17 protein-coding genes are annotated in these 16,368 nt (G+C 65.7%); 9 read left to right on the top strand and 8 right to left on the bottom strand.

All coding sequences use genetic code 11. The features are described from left to right. Positions 1 to 221 precede the first annotated feature (221 nt). On the bottom strand, positions 222 to 782 hold the full coding sequence (locus EEB19_RS10350) for a DUF1990 family protein (RefSeq protein ID WP_262365560.1): 561 nt from the start codon (positions 780 to 782) through the stop codon (positions 222 to 224). Between the two features lie 86 nt (positions 783 to 868). On the opposite strand from EEB19_RS10350, the gene EEB19_RS10345 reads away from it, so the two are divergent. Further along, on the top strand, positions 869 to 2,161 hold the full coding sequence (locus tag EEB19_RS10345) for a lipase family protein (protein WP_187585813.1): 1,293 nt from the start codon (positions 869 to 871) through the stop codon (positions 2,159 to 2,161). Positions 2,162 to 2,174: 13 nt separating this feature from the next. On the opposite strand, the gene EEB19_RS10340 is transcribed toward EEB19_RS10345, so the two are convergent. Continuing rightward, the gene (locus EEB19_RS10340) at positions 2,175 to 3,179 is read right to left on the bottom strand and encodes an AraC family transcriptional regulator (protein WP_187585811.1); all 1,005 of its coding nucleotides are present in this window, start codon (positions 3,177 to 3,179) and stop codon (positions 2,175 to 2,177) included. Positions 3,180 to 3,431: 252 nt separating this feature from the next. Here EEB19_RS10340 and EEB19_RS10335 point away from each other — a divergent pair, with 252 nt between their 5' ends. From EEB19_RS10335 to EEB19_RS10310, 6 genes are read left to right on the top strand one after another with little or no spacing between them, the layout of a single operon-like run. Further along, positions 3,432 to 4,937, top strand: coding sequence for a 4-hydroxyphenylacetate 3-hydroxylase family protein (locus EEB19_RS10335; RefSeq protein ID WP_187585862.1), 1,506 nt, complete (start codon positions 3,432 to 3,434; stop codon positions 4,935 to 4,937). Positions 4,938 to 4,949: 12 nt separating this feature from the next. After that, entirely contained in the window at positions 4,950 to 5,492 is a 543-nt protein-coding gene (locus tag EEB19_RS10330; RefSeq protein WP_187585809.1) for a flavin reductase family protein, read from the top strand. A 1-nt stretch (position 5,493) separates the two neighbouring features. After that, positions 5,494 to 6,306 (top strand): IclR family transcriptional regulator, encoded by an 813-nt coding sequence (locus EEB19_RS10325; RefSeq protein ID WP_187585807.1) that lies wholly within the window; start codon positions 5,494 to 5,496, stop codon positions 6,304 to 6,306. A 23-nt stretch (positions 6,307 to 6,329) separates the two neighbouring features. After that, a complete protein-coding gene (locus tag EEB19_RS10320; RefSeq protein WP_187585860.1) occupies positions 6,330 to 7,121 on the top strand; it encodes a 2-keto-4-pentenoate hydratase in 792 nt (263 codons plus the stop codon). Then, on the top strand, positions 7,121 to 7,924 hold the full coding sequence (locus tag EEB19_RS10315) for a 2-keto-4-pentenoate hydratase (RefSeq protein ID WP_187585805.1): 804 nt from the start codon (positions 7,121 to 7,123) through the stop codon (positions 7,922 to 7,924). Before EEB19_RS10320 ends, EEB19_RS10315 begins: the two co-directional genes overlap by 1 nt. A 1-nt stretch (position 7,925) precedes the next feature. Then, entirely contained in the window at positions 7,926 to 8,129 is a 204-nt protein-coding gene (locus tag EEB19_RS10310; protein WP_187585803.1) for a tautomerase family protein, read from the top strand. Between the two features lie 7 nt (positions 8,130 to 8,136). On the opposite strand, the gene EEB19_RS10305 is transcribed toward EEB19_RS10310, so the two are convergent. Then, positions 8,137 to 9,138, bottom strand: a complete 1,002-nt coding sequence (locus tag EEB19_RS10305) for an AraC family transcriptional regulator (protein ID WP_187585801.1) — start codon at positions 9,136 to 9,138, stop codon at positions 8,137 to 8,139. 126 nt (positions 9,139 to 9,264) lie between these two features. On the opposite strand from EEB19_RS10305, the gene EEB19_RS10300 reads away from it, so the two are divergent. Then, entirely contained in the window at positions 9,265 to 10,491 is a 1,227-nt protein-coding gene (locus tag EEB19_RS10300) for a cytochrome P450 (protein ID WP_187585799.1), read from the top strand. Between the two features lie 16 nt (positions 10,492 to 10,507). Next, entirely contained in the window at positions 10,508 to 11,524 is a 1,017-nt protein-coding gene (locus EEB19_RS10295; RefSeq protein ID WP_187585858.1) for an NADH:ubiquinone reductase (Na(+)-transporting) subunit F, read from the top strand. A gap of 112 nt (positions 11,525 to 11,636) precedes the next feature. On the opposite strand, the gene EEB19_RS10290 is transcribed toward EEB19_RS10295, so the two are convergent. Genes EEB19_RS10290 through EEB19_RS10270 form a run of 5 tightly spaced genes read right to left on the bottom strand, consistent with a single transcriptional unit; the run spans position 11,637 to position 16,221 of the window. Further along, entirely contained in the window at positions 11,637 to 12,053 is a 417-nt protein-coding gene (locus tag EEB19_RS10290) for a tautomerase family protein (protein WP_187585797.1), read from the bottom strand. Between the two features lie 13 nt (positions 12,054 to 12,066). Beyond that, positions 12,067 to 12,819 (bottom strand): SDR family NAD(P)-dependent oxidoreductase, encoded by a 753-nt coding sequence (locus EEB19_RS10285; protein WP_187585795.1) that lies wholly within the window; start codon positions 12,817 to 12,819, stop codon positions 12,067 to 12,069. A gap of 11 nt (positions 12,820 to 12,830) precedes the next feature. After that, positions 12,831 to 14,300: an aldehyde dehydrogenase gene (locus EEB19_RS10280; protein WP_187585793.1), complete on the bottom strand. Its 1,470-nt coding sequence runs from the start codon at positions 14,298 to 14,300 to the stop codon at positions 12,831 to 12,833. Then, positions 14,297 to 15,346: a 4-hydroxy-2-oxovalerate aldolase gene (gene dmpG, locus EEB19_RS10275; protein ID WP_187585790.1), complete on the bottom strand. Its 1,050-nt coding sequence runs from the start codon at positions 15,344 to 15,346 to the stop codon at positions 14,297 to 14,299. The genes EEB19_RS10280 and dmpG overlap by 4 nt, the downstream gene beginning before the upstream one ends. Then, positions 15,343 to 16,221 (bottom strand): acetaldehyde dehydrogenase (acetylating), encoded by an 879-nt coding sequence (locus EEB19_RS10270; protein WP_187585788.1) that lies wholly within the window; start codon positions 16,219 to 16,221, stop codon positions 15,343 to 15,345. Before EEB19_RS10270 ends, dmpG begins: the two co-directional genes overlap by 4 nt. Positions 16,222 to 16,368 lie beyond the last annotated feature (147 nt).

The raw sequence follows: 16,368 nt of genomic DNA, 5'->3' as shown, positions 1-16,368 counted from the left end.
GACCCCCGGGATCTACACCTATTAAGTCGTCGGCAGCGTCAGAGGTGTATAAGAGACAGGATTAGTTCAGCGGGAGTTCTCAGGACGTGATTCGTCAGGTCACGGCAGAAACCACATGTGGTCGCTGCCTGATCAGGCTGTTCCGGTCGATGCCCAAGTGGATGTCGAACAAGTATGGTTCCGGTGCAGCACTGTCGTTCGGCTGAACGACAGTCTCCTGGTCACCGCCCGAGCGCACCCAGATATCGCCGCGTGATGAAGGCCTGCGCCATCCGGCCGATCGGACCACCCGCCCGCGCGAGCAGGGCGTGCGGTCGCGAGAACGCCGTGACCGTGAAAGTGACTGTGCCATCGCCGTGTCGCTCCACCAGGAACCGCTCTTCGCCACACTCGGGATGCCCGGGCAGAGTGCCGTAGGAGAAGCCGGCCCGACACTCGTCATCGAACACGTCCACCACCCGAACCGGTGCCCGAAGCCCCAGACGGCCGATGCCGATCGTCACCACGGCAACCTCACCGTCGACGACTCGCGGTCCGGAACTCGACACCCCGACGCCGGCGCGGAGCTGAACCTGCCACGTCAGCACGTCCTCACGCGCCTGTTCGAAACAGGCGACTCCGGTGCCCAGGCGAACTCTCTCGCAGATGTGGTGATAGCCGACGGGCAGGTCGCCACCCGTTCCACTCACCTCCGGATACGTGAAAGACGCAGCCCTCAGCCGCACCGCAGTCTCGTCGTCGAGCGGATGCCATCGTCGGCCCATGCCGCGATTCAACCCCATCCGCTCGGAATGGTCACCCCGGTTGGATCGTTGAAGAGACGGCAGACAAGCCCGATGCGGCTCCCGTCTGAGAATCGAGGTGCAGCATGACCGCACAGCTGAACGCGTCCGTCGTGGCCGAGGACACCACAGTGATTCCCGCCGACGACCCGTTCTACGACGCACCAGACGCGCTCGACTCCTTGCGTCCCGGCGAGATCATCCGCACCCGTCAGGTGGATCTCAAAGACTACTGGGCATCGCAACACCGCAGTCGAGCCTGGCAACTGCTGTATCGGTCTTCGGATCTGAACGGTGCCCCCGACGTCGCAGTCACCACGGTCGTGCTACCACGGAAGCGCGCTCCCGAGAGCGGGTTTCACCTGCTCTCGTTCCAATGCGCGATCGATGCGGTCACCTCACAGTGCTTCCCCTCGTTCGCACTGCGCAAGGGTGCCGACTCTGCTCGCACGATCGCGCCTTTCGAGTTCCTGGTGGTGCGCCGTGCCCTTGCCAAGGGCTGGGCAGTGTGTATCCCGGATCATGAGGGCATGCTCGGGGCCTTGGGCGCACCGCGCGAACCCGGGTATCGCACCCTCGACGGCATACGCGCGACCCTCGCGTTGGACGATCTGGCCCTCCCCGCCGACACATCCGTCGGCCTGTGGGGGTACTCGGGCGGGGGGATGGCCACGTCGTGGGCAGCGGAGATGGCTCCCCGGTACGCCCCTGAACTCAACCTCGTCGGCGCGGTTCTCGGGTCGCCCGTCGGCGATATGGCGTCGGCGCTGATGAGACTCAACGGCGGCGTGCACGCGGGTCTCCCGATCATGGCAATCGCGGGCCTGCGTCGCGTGTATCCGCAGCTCGAGAAGATGATCGCCGAGCACGCAACAGAGGAGGGGCGCCGACAACTGGACGAGATCGCCGACCTGCCCACACTCGACGCCATCCGCCGATTCCGACATCACGACATCGACGACTTCCTCGATCGCCCGCTTGCCGACGTTCTCGCCGAACCCGAGATCGTCGAGATGATGGATGACCTGCAACTGGGCAGCCACGCACCCGCCATCCCACTGCTGGTGGTGCAGGCGGTGCACGACGAGGTGATCAGCGTCGATGATGTCGACGGACAGGTCGCGCGGTACCGCGATCGCGGTGTACCGGTGACATATGTGCGTGACCAGCTCAGCGAGCACTACTCGCTGTTGCCGCTGTCGGGCCCGTTGGCGGTGTCTTGGCTATCTCATCGACTCGAGGGGCGACCGGCACGTGACCGGACTGTCACCACTGTTGCCGGGCAGCGCGCGCCACGCTGGTCGAAGCGCTGGGTCTCTGGGCGCGCGCCATCGGCGACGAGCGACGACGACAACAGCGGGAGAACCTCGGCGGCGTGACCGTCGACCCCGGTCAGCCACCATCCGACGCACCAGCACGAAAGCGCCCAGGGCTCTCCCCGGTGAGGCGTCGAAACGTCCGACTGAAATGCGATACGTCGAGATACCCCACTCCGGTGGCCACTTCGGCCACCGACGATTCGGTTGTCGTGAGAAGCATCTTGGCACGGTCGATGCGGGCTCGGTGAAGAAGCCCGCCGGGCGTCGTACCGGTGGTGCTGACCAGTTTCTGCATGTTGCGCAACGACATTCCCGCAGCACCGGCGACGTCGCTGAGTGAGAGATCAGGGTCGTGCAGATGCTCGGCGATGGTGCGGTTGATCCGCGCGAGATCGTGTGCGCGCTGTGTGTCAGGGCCGTGCTCCGGGATCTGCTCGGCGAGAGCAGCGGCGAGCATCTCTACCGTTGCCGATGCGAAAGATGCTCGTACCGAGGGTGATACGGAGTCATCTGTCGTGGCGAGGTCGGCAAGCAGGCGCCCCAGGATCGCGGGCGACCCGGCCGGTTCGTATGTGCGCCCGATGGCCTCGCCGGCGATCCTGCGGGGAAGCCGCGACTCCATCACATCGCTCGGAATACGCACCGCCACTTGGTTAAACGGGACGGGCGAGTGGAAGACGAACGGGTCGTTGAGGTTCACCATCGCGAATGCGCCCCGACCGAGTGTGGCCCTACGTTCGCGTTGGGTGATCTCCACACCGCCCTCCGTCACCAACAACAGCAGGTACCCGTCGCCATCGCCTTCACGGATCATCGCCGGCGAACGTACGACCGTCTGCTCGTCAGACCGGATGGTGCTGACGTGCAGTCTCCCGAAGGCCCGGCCGCCCCACTCGGCGTCGTACCGTTCGCCCGGGTTCTCCCAGGTCACGTCCATCTGGCCATAGAGATGACCGATTGTGCTCACCCATTCGGCGCGACCCTCGCGCGAGTCGAGTTCGCCGGTTCGCAACGCGATGACGTCATCGGAGCCGCCGGGCGTGCGCAAACCGCCATGTGACTGTTCGTTCTCAGCCATTCCGCGCCACACCTCCGCCTCTTAGTGTTCTACGTCACAGGGACGTGGCCAGGTCACGATACATCGGATCGGATGCGTCCCGCGAGTGGCTGCCACTTCGGCAGTCACACAACAGATTCGATCCGTGCCCGGGTGATCGGGTACATCATCGGTCCGTACCAGGAGGTTTGTTCCGTGACATCAGCACCGACCACCGCGAGCCCGACCACGACGGTCACACCACAGGTGAGCTCCCTCAACGACGTCCGCCCGATGACCGGCGCAGAGTATCTGGAATCGCTACGCGACGGCCGGGAGATCTATTTTCGCGGAGAACGCGTCGACGATGTGACCACTCATCCGGCATTCCGGAATTCCGCGCGGTCGATCGCCCGGATGTATGACGCGATGCACCAGCCGGATGCGCAGGGAGTCCTGGCGGTGCCCACGGACACCGGCAACGGCGGCTTCACCCATCCGTTCTTCAAGACCGCACGCTCCGCCGACGACCTGGTCCTCGCGCGCGATGCGATCGTCACGTGGCAGCGCGAGGTGTACGGCTGGATGGGCCGCTCGCCCGACTACAAGGCGTCGTTCCTGGGCACGCTGGGTGCCAACGCCGATTTCTACGGTGAGTACAAGCAGAACGCCCTGGACTGGTACAAGAAGTCACAGGAGCGGATGCTCTACCTCAATCACGCGATCGTGAACCCGCCGATCGATCGTGACAAGCCCGCCGACGAGACCGCCGACGTCTGCATCCACGTCGTCGACGAGACCGATGCGGGGCTGATCGTCTCCGGTGCGAAGGTCGTCGCGACAGGCTCGGCGATCACCAACGCCAACTTCATCGCGCACTACGGGCTGCCGCTCCGCAAGAAGGAGTACGGCCTGATCTTCACGGTGCCGATGGACTCGAAGGGCCTCAAGCTGCTCTGCCGCACCTCATACGAGATGAACGCGGCAGTCATGGGCACACCGTTCGACTACCCGCTGTCGAGCCGATTCGACGAGAACGACGCGATCATGATCCTCGACCGGGTTCTCGTGCCGTGGGAGAACGTCTTCGCCTACGACGTCGAGACGTCGAACAACTTCGTGATGCGTTCAGGCTTCCTCAACCGGTTCATGTTCCACGGGTGCGCACGCCTCGCAGTCAAACTCGATTTCATCGCCGGCTGTGTCATGAAGGGTGTCGAGATGACCGGCTCCGCAGGGTTCCGCGGTGTGCAGATGCAGATCGGTGAGATCCTCAACTGGCGGGACATGTTCTGGGGATTGTCCGACGCGATGGCGAAGTCGCCGGACGAATGGGTGAACGGTGCAGTGCAGCCGAATCTCAACTACGGCTTGGCCTACCGCACATTCATGGGGGTCGGCTACCCACGAGTGAAGGAGATCATCCAGCAAGTCCTCGGCAGCGGACTCATCTACCTGAACTCCCACGCCGACGATTGGCGCAATCCCGACATCGCGCCCTACCTCGACCAGTACGTACGGGGGTCCAACGGGATCGCCGCCATCGACCGGGTGCAGTTGCTCAAGCTGCTGTGGGACGCAGTGGGGTCCGAGTTCGGTGGACGCCATGAACTCTACGAACGCAATTACGGCGGCGATCACGAAGCCGTCCGCTTCCAGACGCTGTTCGCCTACCAGGGCACGGGGCAGGATCTGGCGCTCAAGGGATTTGCCGAGCAGTGCATGTCCGAGTACGACGTCAACGGCTGGACGCGTCCCGACCTGATCAGCAACGACGATCTGGCCATCGTGCGGAACTGAGAGAGGACGACGATGACCACAGATGCACCCGCCCGCACGACCCTCATGGAACTCGAACCATCACCACTTCGCATGCGAAAAGCACTGGGACGTTTCGCAAGTGGTGTCACCATCGTGACCACCGCGGAAGGTCACGACGATGAGTCCGTACACGGAATGACCGCCAACGCGTTCACCTCCGTGTCACTGGACCCGCCTCTCGTGCTCGTCTCGATCGCCAACCGCGCGCGGATGAACGAGAAGATCACCGCCACCGGACGGTATGGTGTCTCGATCCTCGCCGGCGATCAGGAACCACTGTCGCTGCACTTCGCCGGTGCCGCACACGAACCCGATCTGGTGCGGTTCACCTGGCGCAAGGGCGTACCGCTCCTCGACGGCGCGCTCGTGCATCTGTCGTGCTCGGTGACCGATTCGCATCCGGCGGGCGACCACACGCTCCACGTCGGGCGCGTCGAGGAACTCTGGTACGACGACGGCCGGCCACTGCTGTTCTACACGGGCAGCTTCCGGACGCTGGACCTGCAGGGCACCGCCGACGGCTGGGGGTTCTGACATGGCGGCACTGCAAACCGTCCAGAAGATCGGACCGGTCCTCGACCTGTTCACCGTCCAACGACCGGAATGGGGGGTCACCGAGGTCGCCGGCGAACTCGGACTCCCGAGGTCGAGCGCACATGCGCTGCTGGCGTCACTCGTCGACATCGGTCTTCTGCAATGCCGGGCGCGCGGACGCTACCGAATCGGCTGGCGCGTGGTCGAACTCAACCAGACACTGCAGGGGACGGTCGACGTCAAGACGTGCGCAGCCCCGATCCTGCAGGCACTGTCCGACGAGTACGGGGAGACGACTCACCTGGCGATCATGGAGCGCTATCGCGTGATGTACGTCGACAAAGTGCTCGGCAATCACGTGATCAACGTGTCCGGCGCGCGAGTCGGCACCCATCTGGACGCACACTGCAGTGCCGTCGGCAAGGTGCTACTGGCGCAGTGCCACACGTCCGAGATCGAACGGAACATCACCGACAAGCCGCTACGGCGACTCACGTCGTCGACGATCACCGATCCCGCAGCGCTGCAGCGTGAACTGCAATCGGTGCTGCGCAACGGATGTGCGTACGACACGGGCGAGACGGTCGCCGAGGTGCACTGCGTCGCCGCTCCGATCCGGGACGAGATGGGTGTCGTCGTCGCGGCGATGAGTATCACCGCGCCCGAGACGCGCTTCAAGGCCGGCCACCACGAGTTCCGGCGGGCGGTCATCGCCGCGGCAGGCGCGGTCTCGAAGTCGCTGGTGGCGGCGGTGGACAAACCCTTCGGTCAACACCGCGACGATCCCGCCGCCTTGCGTGCCGTCGCCGGATGACCACCCTCAGAGAGAGCGAGATCATGACCGACGATGTGCAGCGGGCGGCCGACGCCCTGCTCGCGGCCTACCGGACCAGACGACCGATCGCGCCGATCGCCCAGCACTTCACCGATGCGCCACTGTCGACCGCGTACGAGATCGCCCTGGCCCAGGTGGAGTCCTGGGTGAAGGACGGCGATGTGGTCAAGGGGCACAAGGTCGGGCTGGCCTCCCGCGCGATACAGCGGCAGATGAACGTCGACCGACCGGACTTCGGACACTTGACGGCAAGTATGTTCCATCTCGAGCACCAACCGATCCCGGCAGACGCCTTCATCCAGCCGCGCATCGAACCGGAGGTGGCATTCGTCTTGGGGAAACCCCTCCGTGGGCCCGGAGTGACGGTGGCCGAAGCTGCTGCTGCCGTGGACTTCTGCCTACCAGCACTGGAGATCGTCGACTCTCGCATCCAGGACTGGACGATCGGGATCTTCGACACCGTCGCCGACAACGCCTCGTCCGGCGGCGTGGTTCTCGGCAGCCGCCCGGTCCGGCTCGGCGACGTCGATCTCCGGTTGGCGGGCTGCACCCTGCACGTCAACGGGGCCCTCGTCGCGACCGGCGCCGGGGGTGCGGTTCTCGGATCGCCGCTCAACGCGCTGGTGTGGCTGGCGAATACGGTCGGCCCGCTGGGGGTCACCCTCGAACCCGGGCACGTGGTACTGCCCGGATCCATGACCAGGGCGGTGCCGATCGGCCCGGGGGATGCGGTCGTCGCCGACATCGCCGGCGTCGGCAGCGTCACCGCCGTTCTCGGAGAGGAAGTGAGCTGATGACCGCAGATCTGTCGTCGAGCGTGGAGTGGAGCGCCGCGCGGGTCGCGGACGTCCTGCTGACCGCCGAACGCACCCGCACCGCCCGAACGTCGATCCAGGCCGAGTGGCCGGATCTCGACCTCGAGATCGCTTACACCGCCCAGGATGTGGCATTGGCCGATCGCCTCGCGCGCGGAGAGAAGATCACCGGTGTGAAGCTCGGCCTGACATCGCGGGCAAAACAACAGCAGATGGGTGTCGACAGTCCGTCGGTGGCGTGGCTGACCGACGCCATGGCTCTGCCGGCCGGGCTCCCGGTTCCGCGCACCCAGCTCATCCATCCGCGCATCGAACCCGAGATCGCCTTCGTCCTCGGGAAACCGCTCAAGGGTCCCGGTGTGACCGCAGCCCAGGCGTTGTCCGCAGTGGACGCCGTCGTCGGTGCGATCGAGATCATCGACAGCCGCTACTCCGGTTTCAGGTTCACCCTCGCTGACGCGGTCGCCGACAACAACTCGTCCGGCGCGTACGTCACCGGACCGGTGATGCGCCGTGTTGCCGACCTCGATCTCGGGCTGGAGGCCTGTCTTCTCGAAGTCGACGGACATGTGATCGACAGCGCCACCGGCGCAGCCGTTCTCGGTCATCCGGCGGAAGCCCTTGCGTTTGCCGCGAACACGCTCGGGGACCGTGGTCACCAGCTGGAGGCCGGATGGACCGTCCTCACCGGCGGCATGACGGACGCCATCGCCGTGGAACCCGGCGCGCGCATCGCCGCCCACTTCACCACGTTGGGCTCGATCACCATCACAGGAGGCTGACATGCCGTTCATCGATGTGACCCTCGCTGAGGGGCGTACACCGCAGCAGGTACGCGACCTGATCCACGAACTGACCGCCGCGGCCCAACGGGCGGTCGGAGCGCCGGCCGCCACGATTCGTGTCGTCGTCCGTGAGGTGCCGTCCACGCACTTCGCCGCCGGCGACGTCACGATCGCCGAACGGCGCAGCACCGCACCGAATTGACTGCCAATCAACCATTTTCGGTGCGATAACGGCCAGGACTGGTCCCGTGGTGGCGGCTGAACGCCCGGCTGAAATGGGACACGTCCCGGAAGCCGAGCTGTTCGGCTATCTCCGAGACCGGCAGGTCGGTCTGCAGCAGCAACGCCTGTGCACGTCCGAAACGCTTGGTGTACAGCCACGTCCGCGGTGTCGTACCGACGGCGCTGAACAGCTTGTGGATGTAGCGCACCGACATCCCTACCTCGGCGCCCACGTCGGTGAGCCGGTGATCCGGATTGCTGATCTCACGCATCATCACCTGCTGCACCCTGCGGAGGTCGGCATCGTGGGCCTGATCGGTGAGCGACCCGATCGAGACACGGGTGTTGACCGCCGCCGCGATCACGTCGAGCACGGCAGATGTCACTGCCGTGAGGTCGCCGGCGGTGAACTCGTCGTCGTGCGACGCCAAGTCCACCAGCAGGTGTGACGCCACGCGATCGATCCCGCCCGTCGCAGCAAACCGTTGGCCGAGAGAGTGATCCAGCTTGTTCTCGGCAACCTGCGGTGCGAGCAGGTCGCGGCCGAGCCGAACGACGATCTGCTCGAACTCGGTGTCACCGCGTACGACGAACGGTCGCGCGGAGTCGACGAACCCGAATGCACCGCCGTCGAGGACACCGGTGCGACCGTCTTGTGAAATCGTCGCTGTACCACGGGTGATCAGGCACAGCAGCAGATCGTCACCGGGATCGGAGTCGATCATCGTCGGTGTCCGGACGACCGTGTGCGGGTCGGCCCGAACGACGCTCACCGACATGCTGCCGACCGATCGCGCGACGATGTCGGCCGCGAACGCGTCGCTGCCGGACGGCCAGTCGACGTCCATCTCGCAGTACGTCGAATCGAGCGTCTCCGCCCACACCTCGCGTTGCTCGCTGGTCGTCAGATGGCGGGTGCTCAAGGCCACGGTCGTCGCAGAACCCGGCGCCGTGCGCACGGGATCAACGAACGGTGCACTATCGGTCATTCTCACTCCCTCCGCCTGGACATAGTGTTCCAGATCACAGGGTTGATCAAGCCTGGCCGACGTCATCGCCGGACCGCCTGCCCGCCGTTTCCGGCCGCGATCCCGCATATCCGAATGGAGAAAGCCATGACCACTGCACAATCTCTGACTCCCGCATGGGTCGAGGACATCACGATGGAACAGCTGGAGAACGATCCGCATCAGATCTACCAGCGGCTCCGGGCCGAGGCCCCGATCGCCTACATCCCGCAGTTGGGCCTGCACATCGTCTCCACGCGCGACCTGTGCATGGAGATATCCAAGGACTCGGCGAACTGGCCCGCGGTCATCTCACCGGCGGGAGGCCGGACATTCGGCGAGGGCGCGATCCTCAACACGAACGGTCCCCAGCACCGCGACCTGCGGGGGATGGTGGAGCCTCACCTGCAGCCCTCGGCCGTCGACGGCTACATCGACGACCTGGTCCGGCCGTTCGCCCGCGAGCGGCTGGCAGCCATCGAGGAGAACGGTAGCGCCGACATCGTGGCCGAGTACTTCGAACCGGTCAGCGTCCGGTCGCTCGGAGATCTGCTCGGGCTCGACGACGTCAGCACCGACACCTTGCGGGACTGGTTCCACAAACTCAGCGTCTCGTTCACCAACGCCGACATGACCCCAGACGGCGAGTTCGCCAACCCGGACGGCTTCATCCCGGGAGACGAGGCCAAGGCCGAGATCATCGCGCACCTCGACCCGAAGATCGACCACTGGATCACACATCCCGATCACACGGCGATCTCCCACTGGCTCCACGACGGCATGCCGGAGGGACAGACCCGCGACCGATCGGTCATCTACCCCAACCTCTACGTGTTCCTGCTGGGCGCGATGCAGGAACCGGGGCACGCGATGGGCACGACACTGGCCGGCTTGTTCAGCAGGCCAGAACAATTGGAACGGGTCATCGACGATCCGGCGCTGATTCCGCGCGCTGTCGGCGAGGGGATGCGCTGGGTGGCGCCGATCTGGTCGGCGGCAGTCAAGCTGTCCACCAGCGAGGTCACCGTCGGCGACGTCACGTTACCGGCCGGCTCGCTCGTGATGCTGTCGTACGGGTCGGCGAACAACGACGAAAGCGCGTACGACGCACCCACCAGCTACGATCTCGATCGTGCCGTCATCCCCAACATGACCTTCGGTGGCGGCGTGCACGCCTGCGCCGGAACCTATTTCGCCAGTGCAGTCGTCCGCATCGCGCTCGAGGAGCTGTTCGAGACCATCCCGAACATCGAGCTCGATCCCGCCCACGAGGTGAACTTCTGGGGCTGGGGATTCCGCGGACCCACCGAGCTGCACGTCACCTGGGAGGTGTGAGGTGACGGCCACCCGAATGTGCCATCGGGTCGAGATCACGGGCGCGGACGCGGTCCTCGAGGTCGGCGAGGACCAATCGATCCTCGACGCCGCGCTGCGCGCCAACGCCTGGATTCCGCATTCGTGCACGCAGGGCACCTGCGGTACGTGCAAGCTCAAGGTTCTGTCCGGATCGGTCGATCACGGTGACTCGCCTGAGTACACCCTGACAGCGACCGAACGCGCCGGAGGACTCGCCCTGGCCTGCATGGCCAAACCGTGTTCCGATCTCGTCGTCGAGCCGACCGGCGCGGTCGACGACGGTGTTCCGCACCATCCATTGCGGGACTTCGTCGGTGAGGTGATCGAACTGTCGGACATCGCCGCCGGTACCCGCCGGCTCGTCGTCGAACTCGACGAGGAGATGACCTTCAACGCCGGCCAGTACTGCGAACTCCTCGTTCCCGGAGCCGCTGTGGGTAGACAGTATTCGATGGCCAATCCACCCAGCGAACGTCGGTGCCTCGAGTTCCATGTGAAGCTCTCTCCCGGTGGTCTGGCGACCGAAGGATGGATCTTCGGCTCACTGTCGGTGGGGGACCGCATCGATCTCCGTGGACCTCTCGGTCAGTTCCACATCGTGCATCCACAATCGGAGCCGGCCATCCTGGTCGGTGGCGGCACGGGACTCGCTCCATTGAAATCGATTGTGCGACATGCCCTCGACAACGACCTGGTCCCCGAGATGTTCCTCTATCACGGTGGGCGACGTCAGGAGGACCTCTACGACGTCGAGTTCTTCACCGACCTTGCCGCACGCCACGATCACTTTCACTACCGGCCTGCGCTCAGCGAGGAGACGTGGACGGGCGCGACGGGTCTGGTCACCGACGTCGTCCTGGCCGACTTCAGCAGCTGCAAGGGGCTGAGCGCGTTCCTGTGTGGTCCGCCGGCCATGATCGAGGCCGCGGTGAAGTCGTTGAAGCGGCGTCGGATGGCACCACGCCGAATCTTTCGGGAGGAGTTCACCGTTGCCGCGGTGGCCGCTCGGTGACCGGTGCTGGTCCGCCCGAGAGGCTCTCCTCCTGCTGGCCGAGTAGGGGCGAGCGAGCGTGCGGGCCCGAGCAGTATCGAGGCCACGAGACCCGCGACCTCACCCCGAACACTCAGCTAGCACCCGCCCGCGCACCGATCTCCGCCGATCGCACGGCGGCAGCTGGTATGCCCCCGATCGCCCAGTTCTCTGGCGCCACCTCGACGATCTGACCGCGGACATGAGCTTTCTCGACACCGAGAGCATCGACGAGAAGGTCGGTGAACTGCGCAAGCAGTTCCTGGCGCTGCTCGACCGGTCGCCCGGTAAGCACGATGGCGGTGAAATAGGGGGACACGGCCGCTCCGTCGGCGACGAGTTCGCCCCCGACGGCGACGGCCGAGGGCTCGTAGTGAACGACAAACGCGCGCACCCGCTCGATCGGTGAATCCAGCACTCGCGCATAGATAATGCTCGCGTCGACGACGAGTCGGCGCTCCTGTTCGGATGTGTATCGGTCGCGCGGGAGATGGAAGTGTGCGACGGGCATGATTCCTCCGGGGTCAGATGATCGAGTGCCGCACGCCGCCATCGGCAGCCACGACGGCGCCGTGCAGAACGGCGGCCTCGGGTGCGAGCAGCATGTCGACCAGCCACGCGATCTCGTCGAGTGTTGGCAGGCGCCCCAGCGACGTCTTCGCAAGATAGCCGGCCCACACGTCGGCGACGTCACGTCCGGTCTCGGCCGCCTGGGTCTCAACGAGTGAGCGCAGCCGCGGGGTGTCGATGGGCCCAGGTGCGATCGTGTGGGCGCACACACCTTTTGGCCCGTACAGCCTGCTGATCTGTCGCATGAGATTGAACAGGGCGGCGTTGGCCGTGCCCGGCCCGGCGTCGAGCGGGCCTGGTTCCCACCCGAGCGAACCGGCGATCGCGATGAAGCTCGAGCCGACCCGGAGATGATCACGCACAGCATGTAGGAGGCGCACCGTGCCCGACACCTTGATGTCGGCGGCCAGTGCCAGGGCGGACGGCTCGATGGAGTCTACTGATCCGCGCACAGGCAGGCCGGCCGCGAACAAGGCCATCCGGACCGGACCGTCGAGTCGGCCCCGGATGGTCTCGACCGCGTCGTCGGACGCGATGTCGGCGACGCATGGCACGATCCGGTCGCTCGATGTGGCGAGCTTGTCCAGATCGTCGGCGCCGCGAGCGACGGCGACGACCCGATACCCCCGTCCGGCGAGGCGCTCGGTGATCGTCGAACCCATCGCACCGGTCGCGCCGACGACGACACATGTCTCCTGTGACGGCATCGGAAGCTCGCTCACCGGTGCAGCCGGATCGTCACCGCGCGGGGTTCGGTGAAGAACTCGCGCGAGTATTGTCCGCCTTCACGACCCAGTCCGCTGATTCCCTCGCCGCCGAACGGCAGGCGCAGGTCACGTTCGAAAAAGGTGTTGATCCAGACCGTCCCGGCCTTCCACCGAGCGGCCAACCGGTGCGCGCGATTGAGGTTCTCGGTGAACAGGATTCCGGCGAGGCCGTAGGGGGAATCATTGGCGATACGCAGAGCCTCGTCCTCGGTGTCGAATCCGATCACGGTCTCCACAGGCCCGAAGATCTCCTCGCGGGCCGTGCGCGACTGGTTGTCGAGTCCGGTGATGATGGTCGGTGGATAGTAGAAACCGTTCATGTGGTCGCCGCCGGTGAGTCGTTCGCCGCCGGTGATGACCTTGCCGCCCTCTTCCTGCGCGAGTTCGACGTAGCCGTGGACCTTCTCGAGATGGCGCTGCTCGATGAGCGGACCCATGAAGGTGGCCGGGTCCTTCGGGTCGCCGACGACGAGTTTGCGTGCCTCGTCGGCGAACCGCTCGAGGAACTCCTCCCGGATCGAGTTCTGGACGAGGAGGCGTGTGCCCGACAGACAGACCTGTCCGTTGCCGCCGAAGATGGCGCGCAGTGACATCGGCACGGCGACATCGAGGTCCGCGTCGTCGAACACGATGTTGGCGGACTTGCCGCCCATCTCTGCCGACACCGGGGTGTGGTTGGCGGCGGCGGCCTGCAGGATCTTGACGCCGGTGGCGCTCGATCCGGTGAAGGTGATGCGATCCACGCGTGGGTCCGAGGTGAGTGGCCCCGCCACCGCCTCTCCGCCGAATCCGTGCACCACGTTCAGCACACCAGGCGGCAGGCCGGCGGCGAGGGCGATCTCGGCGAACCGGTTCGCGGTGAGTGGGGTTTGTGGCGCCGGTTTGAGGACCACTGTGTTGCCGAAGGCCAACGCGGGAGCGATCTTCCAGGTGGCCAGCATGAGCGGAGCGTTCCACGGGCTGATGGCAGACACGACACCAGCGGGCGGATAGAGGACGTACGACAGCAGGTCGCCATCGGGGTAGGCCTCATTGGCCGCCATCGACACATAGTCGGCGAAGAACCGCAGATTGTGCGCCACTCGGGGGATCTCGGCATGCAGCGACTGGGTGATGGTCTTCCCGCCGTCGCGGGTCTCCAACAGCGCCAGCTCTTCCCGATGCTCGTCGACCGCATCGGCCACCTGATGCAGGATCTTCGCGCGTTCCTTCGGGGCCATCTGCGGCCAGGCTCCCTCGTCGAACGCGTGACGCGCAACAGAGATCGCCTCCGCGCCGTCGTCGGCGGTCCCCTGCGCAACGGTCCCGAGCAGCGTCCCGTCGTGCGGATCGCGTGTCTGGAACGTCGCCCCGTCGGACGACTGCTTCCACTGATCACCGATGAGATGTCGGACCTCGATCGGTGTGGTCGATGTGGTCATACCGTTGCCACCTCCGGTGTTTCGTATGCGCGTCCGGCCAACTCGGACGCGACGTCGATGATCATGTCCTCCTGGCCGCCGATGACGCCGCGTCGCCCGAGTTCCAGCAGGATGTCGCGGGTCGGTACCCCGAACTTCTTGGCCGCACGTTTGGTCGGATGGAAGAACGTCGAGTAGACGCCGGCGTAGCCGAGGACGAGCGCCGTCTCGTCGACGATCTGCGGTTCCTTCATCAACGGTGCGACGACGTTCTCGGCCGTGTCGATCAGTCCGAACAGGTCGACACCCGTCTGCCACCCGGCGCGCTCGAATGCCGCTGCGAGCACTTCGGTCTGCGCGTTGCCGGCGCTGGCACCGAGGCCGCGTAGCGATCCGTCGATGTAGGTGGCGCCGTTCTCTGCGGCGGTCAGTGCATTGGCGATCCCGACGCCGAGATTGTTGTGAGCGTGGAAGCCGATGTCGGCGCCGATCGCAGCACGAAGCGCGGCGACACGCGCCCCTGCCTGATCGGGCACCATCGCACCGGCCGAATCGACGACATACACGACGTCCGCGCCGTAGGAGTCGAGTTTCACCGCCTGCTCGGCGAGCCGCTCCGGTTCGAGTTTGTGACTCATCATCAGGAAGCACATGACGGTGAGGCCCTTGCTCTTCGCCCACTCGACCGGTTGCTGCCCACAGTCGGCTTCGGTGCAGTGCACGGCGACGCGCACGGTCGAGATGCCGGCGTCGATGGCGCCTTGGAGTTCGGCGAGGGTGGCGATGCCCGGGACGTAGAGTGCAGCGATGCTTGCTGTGTCGACTGCGTCCACGGCGGCCCGCACATAGTCGGGATCGGTTGCCGCGGCGAAGCCGTACTGGATCGACGATGCACCGAGACCGATGCCGTGTGCGACCTCGATGGTCGACACTCCGGCACGATCGAGGCCGGCCGCGATGGCGGCGACGTCGCTGGTGGTGAACTGGTGCGACACGCTCGACATGCCGTCGCGAAGGGTGGTGTCGACCAGGGTCACGGACCGAGGTGTCATGGTGCGGTTGGTCATCGGGTTGCTCCCGTCACGAGATTCTGCTGTGCGATCACGTCCGCGACCTGCGCGGCGGCGGCGGTGATGATGTCGAGGTTGCCGGCGTAGGTGGGCAAGAAGTCTCCCGCGCCGACGACCTCGAGCATCACGGTCACGAGATCCCCGTCGACGTCGACGAGTTTGAGCGAGTACCCGGGCACGTAGCGCTGCACCTCGGCGACCATGTCGACGACGGCGCGCTCGATCGCGTCGGCGTCGGGACGCCGCACACGGGCATAGACGGTGTCGCGCATGTTCATCGGCGGCTCCGCAGGATTGATCACCGAGATGGCCTTGGCGCGGTCGGCACCCGCCACCTGCGCCAGTGCCCGACCGGTCTTCTCGCTGAACTCGCTGAGATTCTGTCGCGTCCCGGGGCCTGCGCTCTTCGAGGCGATCGCCGCGACGATCTCCCCGTAGGAGGCGTCGGCGACCTCGTTGATCGCGTACAGGATCGGGATCGTCGCCTGCCCGGCGCAACTGACCATGTTGACGTTCGGCGCTCGTAGATGGTCGGAAAGATTGACCGCAGGAACGACATACGGTCCGACCGACGCCGGCGTGAGGTCGATCGCCACGATCCCGGCGTCGGCATACCGCGGCGCGGCAGCCGCGTGGATCTTCGCCGACGTCGCCTCGAACACCAGATCGGGGAGCTCCGACTGGGCCAGCAGCCAGTCGATCCCACCGGCCGAGGCCTCCAGCCCCTCCTGTCGGGCGCGTGCCAGACCTTCACTGTCCGGGTCGATACCGACCATCGACACCGGGTCGACGTGTTCGGATCGCAGCAGTTTGTACATCAGGTCGGTGCCGATGTTCCCGGAACCGACGATGGCGGCCGTCAACCGACTCATCTCTCATCTCCTCCACTCGCTGTCGCGTTCGCCCGACCGTACGAAGATTCGCCGGATGATCGGGGCCTCTACCGGGCAGTCCGGATACCGGCGCGTCGTCGGAGGGGTGTGTTCGGCCATCTCGAACATGCGTGACTGCGGTCACAG

The organism is Gordonia sp. OPL2 (assembly GCF_003797825.1).
GTDB lineage: Bacteria > Actinomycetota > Actinomycetes > Mycobacteriales > Mycobacteriaceae > Gordonia.
Note: the sequence above shows the minus strand (reverse complement) of the source record. Positions and strands in the feature narration are given on the sequence as shown.